The organism is Cupriavidus sp. P-10 (assembly GCF_003402535.2).
Lineage (GTDB): Bacteria > Pseudomonadota > Gammaproteobacteria > Burkholderiales > Burkholderiaceae > Cupriavidus.
Map to the genome: position 1 here is coordinate 66,965 of NZ_AP025173.1, position 15,601 is coordinate 82,565.

General features: G+C 62.5%; 19 protein-coding genes. 16 read left to right on the forward strand and 3 right to left on the reverse strand.

What is annotated here, in order from left to right:
- The first annotated feature begins 5 nt into the window (after nucleotides 1-5).
- The 16 genes from CTP10_RS37850 (at nucleotide 6) to CTP10_RS37925 (ending at nucleotide 13,170) form a co-directional block, all read left to right on the forward strand.
- Nucleotides 6-230, forward strand: coding sequence for a PRTRC system protein C (locus CTP10_RS37850; RefSeq protein WP_058698157.1), 225 nt, complete (start codon nucleotides 6-8; stop codon nucleotides 228-230).
- 93 nt (nucleotides 231-323) lie between these two features.
- A complete protein-coding gene (locus CTP10_RS37855) occupies nucleotides 324-1,466 on the forward strand; it encodes a PRTRC system protein F (protein ID WP_081050303.1) in 1,143 nt (380 codons plus the stop codon).
- A 9-nt stretch (nucleotides 1,467-1,475) separates the two neighbouring features.
- Nucleotides 1,476-2,198: a PRTRC system protein B gene (locus CTP10_RS37860; RefSeq protein WP_058698155.1), complete on the forward strand. Its 723-nt coding sequence runs from the start codon at nucleotides 1,476-1,478 to the stop codon at nucleotides 2,196-2,198.
- A gap of 2 nt (nucleotides 2,199-2,200) precedes the next feature.
- Nucleotides 2,201-2,842 (forward strand): PRTRC system protein A, encoded by a 642-nt coding sequence (locus CTP10_RS37865; RefSeq protein ID WP_058698154.1) that lies wholly within the window; start codon nucleotides 2,201-2,203, stop codon nucleotides 2,840-2,842.
- Complete coding sequence (locus tag CTP10_RS37870) at nucleotides 2,839-3,639, forward strand: PRTRC system ThiF family protein (protein WP_058698153.1); 801 nt, start codon at nucleotides 2,839-2,841, stop codon at nucleotides 3,637-3,639. Before CTP10_RS37865 ends, CTP10_RS37870 begins: the two co-directional genes overlap by 4 nt.
- A gap of 173 nt (nucleotides 3,640-3,812) precedes the next feature.
- Nucleotides 3,813-4,538: a hypothetical protein gene (locus tag CTP10_RS37875; protein WP_116318648.1), complete on the forward strand. Its 726-nt coding sequence runs from the start codon at nucleotides 3,813-3,815 to the stop codon at nucleotides 4,536-4,538.
- Nucleotides 4,539-4,697: 159 nt separating this feature from the next.
- Complete coding sequence (locus tag CTP10_RS37880) at nucleotides 4,698-5,171, forward strand: glycine zipper 2TM domain-containing protein (RefSeq protein ID WP_070940837.1); 474 nt, start codon at nucleotides 4,698-4,700, stop codon at nucleotides 5,169-5,171.
- Nucleotides 5,172-5,256: 85 nt separating this feature from the next.
- The gene (locus tag CTP10_RS37885) at nucleotides 5,257-5,661 is read left to right on the forward strand and encodes a hypothetical protein (protein ID WP_058698151.1); all 405 of its coding nucleotides are present in this window, start codon (nucleotides 5,257-5,259) and stop codon (nucleotides 5,659-5,661) included.
- Nucleotides 5,662-5,841: 180 nt separating this feature from the next.
- Nucleotides 5,842-6,222 (forward strand): hypothetical protein, encoded by a 381-nt coding sequence (locus CTP10_RS37890; protein WP_058698150.1) that lies wholly within the window; start codon nucleotides 5,842-5,844, stop codon nucleotides 6,220-6,222.
- Between the two features lie 9 nt (nucleotides 6,223-6,231).
- Complete coding sequence (locus CTP10_RS37895; RefSeq protein WP_081050302.1) at nucleotides 6,232-6,702, forward strand: hypothetical protein; 471 nt, start codon at nucleotides 6,232-6,234, stop codon at nucleotides 6,700-6,702.
- Nucleotides 6,703-6,967: 265 nt separating this feature from the next.
- The gene (locus CTP10_RS37900) at nucleotides 6,968-7,360 is read left to right on the forward strand and encodes a hypothetical protein (protein ID WP_058698149.1); all 393 of its coding nucleotides are present in this window, start codon (nucleotides 6,968-6,970) and stop codon (nucleotides 7,358-7,360) included.
- Nucleotides 7,361-7,428: 68 nt separating this feature from the next.
- The gene (locus tag CTP10_RS37905) at nucleotides 7,429-8,988 is read left to right on the forward strand and encodes a hypothetical protein (protein WP_058698148.1); all 1,560 of its coding nucleotides are present in this window, start codon (nucleotides 7,429-7,431) and stop codon (nucleotides 8,986-8,988) included.
- Nucleotides 8,989-9,254: 266 nt separating this feature from the next.
- Nucleotides 9,255-10,280: an ATP-binding protein gene (locus CTP10_RS37910; RefSeq protein WP_058698147.1), complete on the forward strand. Its 1,026-nt coding sequence runs from the start codon at nucleotides 9,255-9,257 to the stop codon at nucleotides 10,278-10,280.
- Between the two features lie 107 nt (nucleotides 10,281-10,387).
- Nucleotides 10,388-11,305, forward strand: coding sequence for a DUF3150 domain-containing protein (locus CTP10_RS37915; RefSeq protein WP_058698146.1), 918 nt, complete (start codon nucleotides 10,388-10,390; stop codon nucleotides 11,303-11,305).
- Between the two features lie 7 nt (nucleotides 11,306-11,312).
- Nucleotides 11,313-12,479 (forward strand): vWA domain-containing protein, encoded by a 1,167-nt coding sequence (locus tag CTP10_RS37920; RefSeq protein ID WP_058698250.1) that lies wholly within the window; start codon nucleotides 11,313-11,315, stop codon nucleotides 12,477-12,479.
- A 328-nt stretch (nucleotides 12,480-12,807) separates the two neighbouring features.
- On the forward strand, nucleotides 12,808-13,170 hold the full coding sequence (locus tag CTP10_RS37925) for a hypothetical protein (protein WP_058698145.1): 363 nt from the start codon (nucleotides 12,808-12,810) through the stop codon (nucleotides 13,168-13,170).
- Nucleotides 13,171-13,279: 109 nt separating this feature from the next.
- Here CTP10_RS37925 and CTP10_RS37930 read toward each other — a convergent pair whose 3' ends face one another.
- Genes CTP10_RS37930 through CTP10_RS37940 form a run of 3 tightly spaced genes read right to left on the reverse strand, consistent with a single transcriptional unit; the run spans nucleotide 13,280 to nucleotide 14,916 of the window.
- On the reverse strand, nucleotides 13,280-13,687 hold the full coding sequence (locus CTP10_RS37930; protein WP_058698144.1) for a bactofilin family protein: 408 nt from the start codon (nucleotides 13,685-13,687) through the stop codon (nucleotides 13,280-13,282).
- A gap of 8 nt (nucleotides 13,688-13,695) precedes the next feature.
- Complete coding sequence (locus CTP10_RS37935) at nucleotides 13,696-14,295, reverse strand: hypothetical protein (protein WP_058698143.1); 600 nt, start codon at nucleotides 14,293-14,295, stop codon at nucleotides 13,696-13,698.
- Nucleotides 14,296-14,310: 15 nt separating this feature from the next.
- Entirely contained in the window at nucleotides 14,311-14,916 is a 606-nt protein-coding gene (locus tag CTP10_RS37940) for a hypothetical protein (RefSeq protein WP_143010730.1), read from the reverse strand.
- Nucleotides 14,917-15,601: the final 685 nt, after the last annotated feature.

The window sequence follows — 15,601 nt, forward strand, 5'->3', positions numbered from 1 at the left end:
CTGGCATGGCACTCGAGGTTAAGAAGCTCACGCGCGAGTTCTCCTATAACGGCATGACGCTGATGGACCCCGGTCCGCAGTTCACGCCCCAGCAGGTGCGCGACGTCTATTCCGCCCAGTACCCCGAGCTGACCACTGCCGCAGTGGATGGCCCGGAGCACAAGGGGGAAGTCGCGCGCTACACGTTCGTCCGCGCTGCCGGCGCAAAGGGCGCTCATGCGCAAATCTGACCTCATGAAGGCACTGTCTACGGGTCAGTTTGCCTCCATCAACAAGGAGCCGCCCGAAAGGGCGGTTTTTATACATTCTGAGGAGACCCAACAATGTTGTTCGATCCTCGCTCGTTTGTTCCTGACATCCATCCGGGACAGCAACCCGCATGGACGCCACACCGACAGCATTCCACTGCCGGACGTCGACCTGCCCATGATTTTCTGACACTGCCGAAGCTTCCAGGCTCTGTTCCAGCCACTGCGCGCCTCACCTATGGCGATGAGTTAGAGGTTACAGATCTGGTGCTGGCGCAATTTGCGGCCGGCATCCTTCGGGCCAGTGATGTGTTGAACCCGACCAGTGCGGGGGATGCTTTCGCGCAGGCCATGTTCGCATGGCTGGGAAAACGAATCCCAGCGTGTCAGCGATTGCAGTTCGGCGCGAAATTATTCGATCGCGGCGCCGCCATGGACCAGGTCATGCAGTTCGGCTGGGAAGACGGGCTGGAAGCGCCGCTCTACCTGGCCATCGAACTGCCCGGCGAGGAGGTGTATGCGATCGGGGAAGCGCGGGCGCACGCCATGCGTGCGGCACACCCGTCGTTGCTCTTCACGGCAATGAACCTGATCAATGCCGCGTGCGGCAAGTCGCTGTTCGTTCGTACGCCTGACATGCTGCTGGACCAGTTCGCCCGCTGGCACTGGGATTACGACGCGACCCTGGCCGACGACGAGAACGCCCGGGAGTTCCTCAAGGAGAACTTCGGTGGCGAGGATGCCGACATCGAGCGCTATCTGCCGTCGGTGGTGCGCGCCGAGCTTGCACCGGACGACACCCTGCCAAGGTATGCGCAAGTCGACGCAGCTTCCGCGCATCTGCGTGAGCTGGGTCCGCGCAACTTGCGCGCTCTGGCGCGCATGCATAGTGGGTGGCTGGGCGAGTTTTGTACGGCGCTCGCCGACCTTCGGCTGCTGCTGGCGAGGGCGGGGGAGCAGTCGGCCATCGCCGGCGCCCAATGGGCAGAGCCGGCCTATTCGGCCGCGACCATCGCCTATCGTCCCAGTGACTATGTGTCGGAGATCCTGGACGACCACTATGAATGCCTGAACAACGCTGGCGACGCCACGATGTTCCAGTGTTTCATTCCTCTTGCAGACGATGCCGCCGCGATTCGCCAGCAGTTCCGCGATCTGGCAGACATGCTGCAAATCATCGGCGCGCTTGACCGCGTGCTCACACTCATTTCTTCATAGGAGGGCCCCATGGCCGAGATCCTGACCGCTTCGCGGTCGCATGATGTGGCCCTGCAAGGGGCCATTTTGCTTTATGGCCGCGCTGTCGGAGACTTTTCGTATGCCACCGCGCATCGAATCGAGCCGGACGGAAACAGCGGCCGCCCCGTGATCGGGGCCGGCACGCCGCTCAATCGGCTGGCGCTGATTCAAGCGGTGCGCCAGGTCGCCGAGGCCTCGTTGCCAAAGGGCGAATTCCTGACGCCCAATGTGCTGTCGATCAGCCCCGCCGCGGTGACGTGGTGGTGTCCGGCAGACCGTCGGCGCGTCTTTTTCAACTGCATGGAGCTTGGCGAGTGCAGCGCCGTGGTGCCGCATCCGGCCCTCGTCTTCCAGGCGTCGCACACGGGGTTCCGTGTCTTCGCACTGCCCGGGCAGGAGCGGCCGGTGCCGGCAACGGTGCTTTACGAGCCGCCTTACTTCAACACGTGGGACAACGGGAAGATCTGCATTGGGAGCGCACATGTGCCAAGGCAGATCGACGTCACCTCCATTGCAGGCTGGGAATCCGGGTTCTTCAACTCGGCATTTACCCATCCCAACCACGGCGGCCAGCGCGTGAAGTACAAGCGCGGCGCCTACGCCTTCTGGAAGGACATGCTTGATGGGAAGTTCCCGGACTACCCGAGGCAGGTTTTCATCCCCATGAAACATACGCTGGCCGATCTGATCGCCGGCAAATTGGACAATTGATCATGCATCCTGCCGATGTGACCCTGCAACAATCCTTCCCGTCCATCATGGTTCCGCGCCTTTCCAGGCTCGAACCCATGACCCGGGCGGGGGAACGGCTGCTCATCGCAGCCAACGGCGTGTTCCTCGAGATCACGCGCCCTTGGCTAAGGGTCGTTCGCCGGCTTGGCGGTTTTCAGCATCGCACGGCTATCCCGTATGGCAACGCGAGCGAAGAGACGGATCTACTGTGCGGCCGCATTCCCGCACGATTGATCGGCGAGTTTGCCGAATTGGCGCGCGCCGCGTATCCCAAGGAAACGGGTGCGTGGGTGGTGTGGAATACCAAGGACCCTGCCTTCAGGCTGGTTCCGGTGCAGATCCTCGAGCACAGTGCGGGTCACCTGAAGTATGACCGGCCAGTGTTGGCAGACGGTGACGTGCTGGTGGTGGACTGCCATTCCCATGGCCGATCACCTGCATTCTTCTCGCCCACGGACGATGAAGACGACCGGCACGACGTGAAGTTTGCGTTTGTGTTGGGCAACTGCGCCGCGGCTGTGCCTTCTTTGGCCCTCCGGCTTTGTGCCAAGGGAATCTTCGAGGTCATCGAGACGGTGCCGGCAGAGTGGTATGCGGCGGCGTCCTTGGAGGTATTGGCATGATCGAGCATCGTATTCCGGAGATCATGACCCGGCGCGCCTGGAATGTCGTCGTCGTCGGTGCTGGCGGTACCGGCAGCGCCTTGCTACCCAATCTGGCGCGGCTGCATCACGCCATGCTCGAACTGGGCCACCCCGGTGGCATCGAGTGCACGGTCTACGATGATGATACGGTCAGCGAGACCAATGTCGGCCGTCAGGGCTTCTATCCCGTGGACGTCGGTCAGCCCAAGGCGACTTTGCTGGTCAACCGGCTCAACAATCTGATGGGAACGCGCTGGGAAGCGCGCGTCTGTCGCGTTGGTAGCCGGGATCGCTTTACCTGCGACATGGTGGTCGGCTGCGTCGACACACGGAAGGCTCGCAAGGCCATCCTGGGCGCGATGAGCCGGGGGATCGGTGGCTACTATCTTGACTGCGGCAACGAGTCGGACAGTGGCCAGGTCATCCTCGGCCAGGTTCGCGGCAAGGCCGCTGAGCGCCTGCCTCACGTGGGCGATCTCTTTCCGGAGCTGTTGGACCCGAAGGGGGACAAGAAGGACACGGCTCCGTCGTGCTCCATGGCCGAAGCACTTAGCAAGCAGTCGCTGGTCATCAATCAGGCGATGGCGGTGCAAGCGTACAACCTGCTGTGGACGCTGTTTCGCACGGGTACCTTGCAGTACTGCGGCGCGTTTGTGAATCTGGCGGTGGGTCGCACGAATCCGCTGCCAGTGGATCCCCAGGCTTGGGAACGATTCGGGTATCACCTCCCCGAGCCGAAGCGGCGTGCGAAACCCGCCCCGCGCCAAGCCGTTTGAGCCCGCCATCCCCGCTTTCCTTGGGAATGGCTTCTTTCATCGGCGAGTTCCGGTTGCATTAACCTGGGGCCCGTTTGAACGTAACACTCGCGCCGCTGGCGCGAACCACCTTCATCAACCCGTTGGGGCACTAGCCCTGCGGGCGTGCTCCATCTCTTACCTTGGAGCACTTCATGAGCAATTCTTCAAACACGCTGCGCGCTTATCGTCGCATCTTCGTGACCGGGAGCTGGCTGCCAGACAACACCGCGGTCGGCGCCTGCTGGAATGGCACGATGTGGAACGGCTTTCCGGTCCCTATGTTCACACGCGAAGACGGCGACGGACTGTGTGCGGTCATGCCGAACCTTGTCTACGTGGAGCGCCGGCAGGCGTTCCTCTTCGACGAAAATCAGCAAGTTGAATGGTTTCGTCCCTCGATCGCCGTGGTGGACGGCAAGGAACAGCACCTCTACGCAATCGGCGATAGCTGGTGTTGGCAGTTCGCGGACTACGCGGACGATCCGAACGTGCAGAACTGGCTTGCGGGTAGCTACCTGCAACTTCACCTGCGACCAAGTGTGCGGGCGTGGATCCAGGAACTCGCATGGGCGAATGGCCAGTCGGTGGAGCACCACGCCGAATTTCTTCTGGCGTGTTTCTGTGAAGAGCGCAGAGACGGGCGGTCCAAGTTCGATCTATCAGGTTTCGAGGCGACAGCGTCGCGCGCGCAGCATGCAACACCCGTTTCGGATGGCGATGCTGTGCGCGTGCGCAGTGGACCGTGGCTCAACGTCGTAGACGCTTTGTTGTCGCTTGTCGCAGCAGAAGACGGCGGCGAGCCATCGAGGCTTTCGCGCGAGATGTTTGCAGAAACCGTTCTGCATGGTCTCGCTCGCGAGCTCGGCGGTGTGGCGTAGCCGGACCTCTCCACATTCGGCGCCGACCCTGCTACCATTGCGGCACCTACCGCGTCTCAGACGCATCGACCCCTTCCGGTTGTATAGCCGGACATCTCTTCTCTCCCCTACGGGCCTTCCTGCCCGTGGGCATGTTGGCCGATTTTTCTTGAGGCCATCATGTTCAAGCGATTCTTCCTGCTTTTCCTTTGCTGCGCCATTTTCACCGGCTGCGCTGCACAGCCGACTTCGCCGAACACCTATCGGGGTTCCGAAGCGCTGCGCCGTGGTAGTGCCGAAACCGTCACCGTCCTCCGGGTCCGTCCCGTCACGATTGTCGACAGCGACGGATTGATGTCCGCAAACACCGGCGTGCCTGGCGTTCTTGGTGCCGTTGTCGGCGCGGTCCTTGGCGCTCGCGTCATTGGCAACGGCAACGGTCGTTATCTGGCTGGCGCCTTGTCGGGCAGCGTCTCCGCGGTGATCGTGCAGACGGCAGCCAACCATCTGAGCCGCCGCAATGGCGTTGAGGTCATTGTCCGCACGGACAACGGCCGGCAGATCGTTGTCACCCAGGATGCCGATCAGCAGTTCGTCACCGGCGAGCAGCTGTACCTTGTCTCGGGTGCCGGCGGTCTTCGCCTGACTCGCTAACGGGCTCCAGTCGTAGCCTTATCTGTTTCACCCTTGCCTCGCGGGCCTCCCGCACGGGGGGCTTTGTCGCGAACTGGAGTTCACCATGTTCGACGTTGCACAAGCCTCTCCTATCACCATCATCCCCACCGAAACGAAAGGGAAATACATCTTTGAAGTCGCGGATGCCATCCGTCGTCAACTGTGCAGTGCTGGGCTCGAGCCGGAATGGCTCAATGCTGCCAACTTCATGGATGACGACAACGAAGCCTTGTACGGTCCGAAGTCGTCCCGTCAGTGGCCCCAGTTCGGTGCGCGTGAACGGCTTGCCGTCTCCGTGCATCGCGGCTGGTCGGAAGGGTGGGCGGTCTTCGTTGACCGCGTCGGTTATACCGGCGATGCGTCCAACCTGGTCACCACTGCCCAGAAACTGTTGGTCGGCAAGACGCTGTCCGAGCGCCAAGCTTGGGCCACCGTCAGGGCGATCACCAAGATGTTCGATATTGCCTGATATCCGGGCCTATCCATTCGCAAGCCCGAGAGGGCTTGCCCAACCCCTCGGGGTTCGGCAAGTCGCTTTCACCCGCGTTATCGACGCATCGACCCACTGTCCGGCAACTCCGGACCAACCCATTGCGGGACACTCGTCCCGACAAGGGAGGGGATGTCCCCATCTGATTCGAGGATATCCATGAAGCTTCCCAAGTCTTTTCTTCGTCCCCACGCTCCCGGCAATCCGGCAGCATGCCAGGCGCTGCGTCGCGACGCATGCCGCATGCTGCGCCGCTTTGCCGGTGACATGTCCTTGCGCCCACGCGATTACACGATCCGCGAGCATCGGCAACGCCGGCGCGCGGTGGCCGTGTTCGCGCTTCAGACGGAATCGTTGCTGCTCGAGATCCAGCATCCGCCAGGCGCCGAAGGCATTCGTATGTCCTACCGGACGTGCCGCGGTCGCAATGACCTCAGCGGTGGCCGCAACAACGCCATCCACTTGCCTTCGCTCTCCACCGATGATGGCTATACCAATCTGCTGACCACGCTTCGCGTGGTTGCCGGTCGGCGCAGCTGAGGGATCATCATGACGACTCCTATTAAGGTCACATTCACATCGACGGCAGGCGAGGAGATAAACGGTCAGGCGCAGTTCGAGCCGATGTCTGAGCTCGTGACGCTACCCTCACAATTGCTTGAGCATGTACAGCGAGCCAGGGCTGCATGTGATGGGCATGCCCTCGTCGCACATGAGGACGGGTATCGCTATCCGCTGCAGCCGGTTGAAGATGGTGTCTACCAGCTTGACCGCTCGCGTCGGCATCGGCAAAGGCTACTGGAGCAAGCTTGGAAGGCTGTTACGGCGCCAACCAAGGATCAGCGGCAGCAGTCTGGCCGCTTTGCACACACGCTGTCAGCCGCTGCGCTCATCGGCGCCAGCGTTTACGTAGGGTATAGCAATGTATGGATGCTGGTCGCCCTAACCGACGTTCTTAGCCTCGTCGGCGTTGGCGCTGTACTATTTCTCGTAGGCGCAGTTCTTTCCAAAGGAGATTGAGTTATGACTCTCGGCCTTTTTGTATTGATTCTCGGCGGTGCCATCTCGGTCTTCCTGCTCTGGGCAGACCGAAACGGTCGTCGTGTACACAAGGACTAAGCGCCGTTTCGTCCACGCCCAGCCATCTGCGCGTCGCAAGGCCGAAAACGCCGATCCAATCGGCTCACCGCATGAACGCACTCCATACAAGGGGTGCGATTTCATTTCCAGACCCACACGGGCGTCGTCCCGATGGGGCGGCTCCCTCCCAAAGGAGTATCCCCCAATGGACGACATCGTCTATGGCGCTGGCTCGGCCAGCTATCCTGCCGGCGTGCTGTTGCGCGTCGGCCTTTATGACTCGAACCTGCGCCCGGCACTGCGACTGGTCTGCGCTGACGATGGCATGCCCTATGCCTCGCTCAGCGTGAACTTGCCGGAGGCGCCATTGCTCGCCGGCGAATTCTGCGTGGCGGCCGACTGGAACCTCCCCGCGGACTTGAAAGCGGCGTTGCTTGCCACCGGCAGGTTCGCGGACACAGGCCGCGGTATCGAAGGCTGTGGCCAGGGCGGCGCCATCTGGCGCATTACGTGTCCCGCGCTGCTGTCGCAGCTGGGGGCTGCCCGCATCGTCGGCAGCCGGTCCCGTCCGACCCCGAGCATGGCCGCCTTCGCTTAGCGCTACATCCCATTCCAACCCTTTCGGGGCACGTCCCCGAAGGGGCGTGCTCCGTCTTGGAGCACATCATGTACGTCATTACCCTCGGCCAGCGAGCCGAAACTCGCACGACGCTCGCCGGCGTGCTGCATCTGCTTAACGACGACCGAAGCGAGACGGCCCAGCCGCGCTTCGAAGAGATCGCAGTGCGCCACGTGGAGGGCAGTAACATCCCCGTTGTGCGCCTGTCGCATGGCAAGCTCGGCGTTCGTCCTGCCGGAAGCGCCCGTTCGATTATCGCGCGGGTCATCGATGAGGTGGATCGCTTCATCGTGCGTGTGTGCGGAAAGATCCTGCGTCCGCAGGAAATGAGCCGCGCGTCCTGGGGTGCCGTGCTGGCGGCGGGCCGCTTGGCCTACTTTCCGGAGGAAGCCATCGACCTGTCACCAGGCGCGGCCGGACCGCTGTTCCAGACAGCGGATCTCTTCGAGGAGTCGGGGCCCTTCGACATTGCGCAATACGTGCAGTCCGAATTTGTCCGGCGTTTTGGCTATGGCACCAACGGGCCGTTGTACGACCCAGCTCAGATCCCGAACGCCCGTCATGAAGTGCACGTCGCGTACGCGCTCTTGCGAGGCGAAAAGATTCGTGATTGTGTGCTGAACACGTACCGCGACAATCCGCGCTTCGGGCAGTCCGACCTGGACTGGCTGCAGCCGCTGATCGCTGTGCCTGCACTGCGTGGCGCGCTGCCGGCCCATCACCTGCGGGCGCTCTGCCGTCTCCTGCGACTCGAGAAGATCGCTATCTCGCCGCAAAACGCGCCGAAGCTCCTGGCGATCGCTCGACGCGTCCCTGCCGACGGCACCGATGTGCACGTGGACGACGCCTTGTACGAGGCTGGCGTACTAGCACCGCGGCCCACCCCTGTGGCGCGCCCGGAAGAGGGGCAGGCCGCAGCGCCCGTCTCTGCGCTCGCCTCGCGAATTCATCACCTCATCTCGCAGCGGCAGTTCCATGCGAAGATGGATAAGGCGAAAGCGCAGCGCGAAGTGTTGGAGATCAGCCAGCGGCATTTCGATGATATTGCTACGCGGGCAGTGCATGCTCGCGTGTCGACCAGCTTCGACTGGCCCAACAAGGTTGCACTGGCGGTCCTCCAGCGGGACGTGGCCACGCTTCTGCACATCTTCGACAATCCGAAGGACTGGAACGTCGACTCCAAGCGTGCCTTGCGCGAAGAGCTCGAAGTGGACCTACTGCAATGCACCGCGTCGGTTCGTCGCCAGCGCATCTTTGAGATGTGCGGCTTCTCACCGACGGAGCAACAACGCTGGGAGCAGCAGGCGGCAGCCGCGAAAGCCAACCGGCTCGCGGTGCAGGACTTCGAGGATGCGCGCAGGCGTGCTGAGGCGTCCAGCTGGCGGCTTGAGACCGGGAAGGTGCTCAATGGCCGCGAGTACGTGGACTTTTGCATCGCCGAGGGCTTCTCGGAGATCGTCGACGTGCCGCGCGGCAGGGCGCGCGAGTATCGCATCCGCGATCCGCGCCGCAGCATGTCGCGACGCCTGCGCGCCAAGGACGGCACGCTGGCATATGCCAAGGCAGTGATCGCGCAGACCAACGCGCCAGTCGCCCTTGCAGCTTGACTATTACCCCTGGCCTACGGGCCGGGGGATTTTCCTGGAAACACATAGCATAAGTGTGAGCTTTCGCCGGCGCCGAGCATCGCGTCGCAGGTTAGTCTTTCTCAACCGCAAGCTGTGTTCGCACTGAACCGAATCAGTCCAAACACAGTTTTACCCGCGTCTCTGACGCATCGACCCACCGCCGGCATGCCGGCCCATCTCTTGAACCTTCCCACAGGGACCGCTCCCTGTGCGGACGGGCCTGTGGGATCTCCGTAAGGAATCCCATGGAACTGAATCCCCCCCAACTGCAAAAGCTGCTCGCCGCCTGCATTCCGGCCACGTTGCCGGTCCTCGTCACGGGCGCTCCCGGCATCGGCAAGAGCGATATTGTCGCCGGGGCCGCTATGGATGCTGGACACGACCTGCTTATCTCCCACCCCGTAGTCGAAGATCCGACCGATTCGAAGGGCTTGCCCTTCCCGTCATCGGACGGCGCCCACGCACGCTTCCTGCCCTTCGGGGATCTGGAGCGCGCGCTGGGTGCCAGGCGTCCGCTGGTCTGGTTTATCGACGACCTGGGCCAGGCCACGCCTGCCGTTCAGGCCGCCAAGATGCAACTGCTGCTGGCCCGCCGGATCGGCGAGCATGCTTTGCCGCCGTATGTCACCTTCGTTGCAGCGACCAATCGCCGCGTCGACAATGCCGGCGTTTCAAACATCCTGGATCCGCTGAAGTCACGCTTCGCGACCATCGTGGAACTGACGACTTCGGTCGAGGACTGGACGCGCTGGGCGGTGGCAACGAACCAACCGCCGGAGCTGATCGCGTTCTTACGCTTCAAGCCCGATTTGCTGCTGTCTGAGAACAGGACTCGCGAAATCGAGAACCTTCCCAGCCCCCGAAGCTGGGGAATGGTCGGCAAGCTGTCGAAGGTGGTCCCTGCCGAGCTCGAGCACGTGGCCTTCGCCGGCGCGGTCGGGGAGGGTGCTGCAACGGAGTTTGTCTCGTTCAAGCGCCTCTTCCGCGAGATGCCGTCTCCGGATGGCGTGCTCGCGGCGCCCGCTACCGCACCGATCCCGACCGATATCGCGGTGCAGTACGGCATTGCCACGGCGCTCGCGCGCCTGGCCAACGCCAACAACTTCGATCGCGTGATGGTCTATGCGAATCGGCTCCACGAAGCGGGGCTCGGCGAGTTTGCCGTGCTCCTTGTGCGGGACGCCGTGGAGCGCGATGCGTCGATCGCCAGTACCCCTGCATTCATCGTGGCGCAGGGCGGCCCGATCGGGGCTCACATCCGCGGCCAGTAAAGCCGCATTTCTGCAACAGCACCACATCTGCCGGCCGGCTCGGGTCTTCCCGAGTCGGCCTTTTCTTTTCGCTGCCGCTTTGCGGCACATCCCAGTGAGGATTCATCATGAACATTACCAATCTGACGTCTCGCGTCATGCTCTCGACCCTCAACATCTCGCTCTGGCGCGCGCGTCGTTTCGACACCCGTGCCACGCAGGAGGTGGAGGCTAAGCACGAGGCCAAGGACATTGGTCGCTTCAACAAGCGGCTACTGACCGACGGTGCAACGTCCTACAAGGAGGTCTGCGCCATCGGCAATCGTGCACGCTCGCTGTTCGATAGCCACTCACTGGACTACGATCAGCTGGGCGTGCGTCTGCTGCCGACAACTGTCTATATGGAGGTCGCGGAGAAGCTGCGTGCCCTGCGGGACGAGTTTGACGGCGCCAAGGCACAGTTTCTGGCCGACTATCCTCGTCTGAAGGACGAAGCGCGCGTCGCGCTCAACGGTCTCTTCGACGAGGCGGATTATCCGACCGAGGCAGAGCTGCGCAAGAAGTTCGGTATCCGCTTCTCCGTGCTGCCTTTCCCCGATGCTAGCCAGTTCGGCATCGATCTGCCTCCCGACGTGCTGCAAGGCATCCGCGATGAGATGGATGCGCGGGTCATGGGAGCTGTGAAAACGGCCAACAATGACCTGGTCGGCCGTCTGTATGAGGCCGTGCAACACTTCGCCAACCGCCTGTACGGGGAGGGCAACGTGCGGCTTGACGTGGCCGACAAGGTGCGCGAGCTGAGCACGCTACTGCCGAAGCTGAACTTCTCCGAAGACCCCGTGCTCGCGGACCTCCTCGCCACGACCCAGGACCAGCTTGCCTGCTACACCGGAGCGCAGCTGAAGGATGACCCGCTGCTGCGGCTGAATGTGGCTGAGCGCGCGATGGAAATCGAAGCGCAGATGGCCGCATTCATGGGTGGCCCGCCGCCGGCGATGACGCGCGAGCAGAGCGACATGCCCATGCTGCAATTGCTTGCTGCGTGAGGTTGCCATGCATGCGCGAATCGTGAAGCAACGCGCGGCGCTGGTGCTATCGCAACCGTTCTTCGGTGCGCTGGCCCTGCGTCTGGCCCTCGTTGAGGATCCTGCCTGCCAGAGCCTGTGGGTCGATGGCGTGCGCCTGGGCTACAACCCAGCGTATGTCGCGTCCCTGGATGACCTCGAGCTGCGGGGCGTCCTCGCGCACGAAGTGCTCCACGTGGCCAATGGCCATTGTTGGCGCATGGGGGCGCGGGATCAGGAGCGGTGGAACCGCGCGTGTGACTACGCGGTGAACCCGCTGGTGCTCAACGCCCAGTTCAAGCTGCCTCAGGGCGTCTTGCTGGATGGGCGATACCTGGGCAAGTCGGCGGAGGAAATCTACGCGATGCTGCGACAGGAAGAATCGTCGCAGCAGCCGGATGCCGAGGCTGGCAGCGGCTCGGGAACTGAACCGTCACCGCAAGCCAGTGGCCAGCAGCCAGCACCACCGTCGACAGGATGTGGCGAGGTGCGGCAATACACGGGCGCCGACCGGCCGGCGGTAGAGGGCGAATGGCGCGTAGCTGTGAATCAGGCTGCGAAAGCGGCCAAGATGCGCGGCGCGTTGCCTGGCGACCTTGAGCACCTGGTGGAAGCCGCGCTACGTCCGTCCGTCGATTGGCGAGCGGTGCTGCACCGCTTCGCCGCCCAGGCGGCCAGGTCAGACTACAGCTGGAAGGTGCCCAACCGTCGCTATGCGCATCTGGGTCTCTACCTGCCGTCGTTGTACTCGGAAGCGGTCGGAGACGCGGTGTTCGTCAGAGACTCCAGCGGCTCGGTGTTTGACGAGACGCAGCGGCAGTTTGCGGCGGAGATTATTGCGGTGCACCAACACCTGCAGCCGGCCCGGCTCATCGTTATCGATTGCGATACGCGGGTCACGCAGGTCCAGATCTTCGAGCGTGACGAGGTGGTTGATCTCCGGCCGTTGAAGGGCGGCGGGGGGACCAGCTTTAAGCCGCCATTCGTATGGCTGGAGCAGGAGGGCATCGAGCCCGCTTTCCTTGTCTACCTCACCGACCTGTACGGTCCATTCCCTGCCGCGGCGCCTGCCTATCCAGCCCTCTGGGCTTCAGTCACGCCGTTGGATCGCATCGCCGCACCACCTTTCGGTGAATGCGTAGAGGTCATCGTTTGACCCAAGCCCTGGCTACGGCCGGGGCACTATCTGCGGAACGAAGTCACTACTGAGCTGTCAACTCATGTAACCCCTCAAGCGAGCCACAGACGTGCCGATGGTGGATACCGAAGTGGTCGTAGCAGGCTCCAGCCCCGGCGCTTTTCTTTTTTGGATTCCTATGTCAGCAAGCATTGCCCAATCCGAAGCATGTGGTCGGACTATTCGCGTAGCCGAAACAACGGCAGGTGCCAGTCGCAGTGAGCGGCTGGACCGTTGCCAAAGGCGGCGCGCGTGTTGCCGGCATGGGACGCCAGAAGAGCGAGCTTTGGAGCCCCAGCTTCTTGTGATGGACGTCGACCGCCTGCCGAAGCATGGCATGGCGCTGCGTGTCGACGAGTGGTTTTCAGTTGTCCGCAACGGAAATTTCTTGCCGTTTGACGACTGGCTCCCGATTGTTGCAATGCCGGTGCAATCTGCGGTGGCGGGCATGCGATTGCCGCAAGGCAATGTCGCGTTCGAATTGCGCCACGGCAAGCAATACGCGATCGAAGACTCGGCGCATGGCGCCAGGACGTTTCAATGCATCATTGACGGCCGCGTGCCGCTTGTGGCCTTCATTGACGAGCCAGGCTACCGGGGACCGTGGATCACGGTCCGAAATCTCTTTACTATCGAAGAGATGGTGAGCATGCGAGAACTGCGCGAATGAGAAAGGAAAGGGCCCAACGCGTCTGCGTGTCGGGCCCTTGTTCTTTACCGGTTTTGGCAGAAAGACGCCGTTTATGTGCGAGCTTTCCGGAAAATTGCTTTGAGCATGCTCATACTTTTACCGCCGGCTCGGCCTCCGCCGTCGGCGCGGCGGCTGTGATTGTCGCCTCCGGACCGTCGCCATAGGTGAGAGCGGGAATCCGCGAGATAGTCCCCTCCAGGGCTGCAGAGCTACCAAGCCGGATGGTACCGGCATAGGCAATCCGGCCTTTCACGCGGCCATTGATATGCAAGGAAATCCGGGCCGCCACATCTCCCTCGACGGTGCCATCGATCAGCACGTGATCGCCTTCAACGGTGCCGCGAATCAGCCCTTCCGCACCGATATGGACCAAGCCTCGGGATGAACGCAAATCGCCATCGACCAGGCCAAAGCAGCTAACGCCGTGATCGCAGGCCACGTGCCCGTGGATACTGAGTCCTGCCTGAATCAAACTGAAGGTTCTTTGCTGGGTCATGTCGGGAATCAGAACAGTTTGATCTCGTTTCCGCGGCTGGATGCCGGGGTTACCTGCGCGGTCTGTGGGGGGGAGGCCGGTTGCAGCCTGGTGGGCGCCGGCGCAGCCATGTTCTGCTTCGGGACTTGCGCCTTGGGCGCTTGGGGCTTCGCCCGGTTCTCGGCAGCGGCTGCTGAGCTCGCCGCAGGCGCGGGCGCGGACACGGCCGGCGCAGCTGACGGCGAGGGGACAGGCGTGGGCTCAGCAGCGGCTGGCTGCGCGACGCTTGGCTGCGACGCGGGCCATTCGTGGCCGCCATCTTCGGCTGGTCCAATGGCCGCTGGCAAAGCGGCAGCCGTCGACGACTCGGGGCGCTTGTGCGTGTCGCCCGACGCGAGCCATCGACCTCCGCCGAAGGCGAGAACGGCAATCAGCACAATGCCAAGGCCCCGCCAATGGATCGGCTTGATACGCGCCCAGGCAGGCACTGCCTCGTTCCCGGACGGCGTGTGAGTTGGGGGCAGCGCCGACGAGGCGCTAAGGCTGGCGGCACCGGACGGGGCCAGTTCGATCGTGACGGGCGGCTCCGCATAGTGCGCGTGCAGGCGTTCGATTTCGTTGATGTCCATACTGTCTTTCAGGTTTCAGGCTTGATCGATCAGCTTTCCGTCGGGGGAGAAGCAGTCGTTGTCGGGGATGCAAAGCCGGTGGATCGCACGGATTTGTCTGGCAGCGCCAAAAATCGCCTCGTCCTTCTCAGCGTCGGTAATAGACTGGGCCATGTATGCCCCGAGCGCACGGTGGAAGAGTCTGTCGTGCTGGTTAAGCAGTCGGATCAGCCGTCCGGCTAGCGAGTGTGTCACCACGAGCTGCCGTTGGTCGAATCTAAGGCTGAGATGGCGCCTTGGCTGCCGCTCAATCCATTGCAGCCTCGCGTCCATCCATTCCTGCGCCGCTCGGAAGGCCTCGTCCAGGGCGAGGATCTTGCCTTTGCTGGCCACCGAGAACTTCGACGTGATGAAGTTGTAGTCGCTGCGCAGGAAGTTCCGTACGAAGTCGGTGCAGTAGGACACTTCTGTGCCGCTGTCCGTTTGAGGAACGATCTTTGCGACGCGTCCCTCGCTGAGCATCCGCCGGATGGGCTTGGGTCCGGCGTCGGATGCGGTGGTGTCAGAAGGCGCGTCCCGCGACGATATCAGCGGTATAGGATGCGGCTCGCCATCGGGCAGATGATGGGAAGGTTCGGCCATGTTCCATGTGGTGGGATCTCTCTCAGCAGGCATTCTGAGACACAACGCTGCACAGATGCCTGGAGAAAGCGACACATAATTGGCGAGCTTTCTGACTTTTTTCCGGGTGCTGATGTGCCACAATTCACTCACACCTCGCGTCACTGACGCATCGACCCTGACTCCTGGCGAGTCCATCTTCTGCTCCAAGTCGTGCCATTTGCGCACGCGCCGACCGGCTGGCTACCGGTGTGGATATTCCTTGTGATAAGTGTTTTCGCCGAACACTTCCCTCATCAGCTCGTAATACGCGTCTTTCGCTGTGCCTCTTCATAAGTGCACGCTGGACACCGTTCGAGCCTGGGACCATGTGGCGTCTCTCTCCAGGCCCCTCCTAGGCAGAACGGCTGACGTCGAGCCGATCCGTGAACCTGCGGCCGAACCTGTGGGTTCGCGAAATGGGTTGTTGTGCAGCGTGACCATGCTGCACGAGGACGACTTTACGTCCTCAGCATGAGCGGCGGGCGATTAGCACGCTGCTCCCTGAGTGCCACGCCCCCGGAAGGGGCGTGGCATGCAGGTCTCTCGAACAAAGCTCGCTCTCCGGCGCATCCGGGACGCGGGCTTTCTTTGTTTGTGAGAAGCCTGTTTCGGGGAGATGTCATGCACCACGATTCCGAGATTTCCGCCGCCATCGCGGCAATGC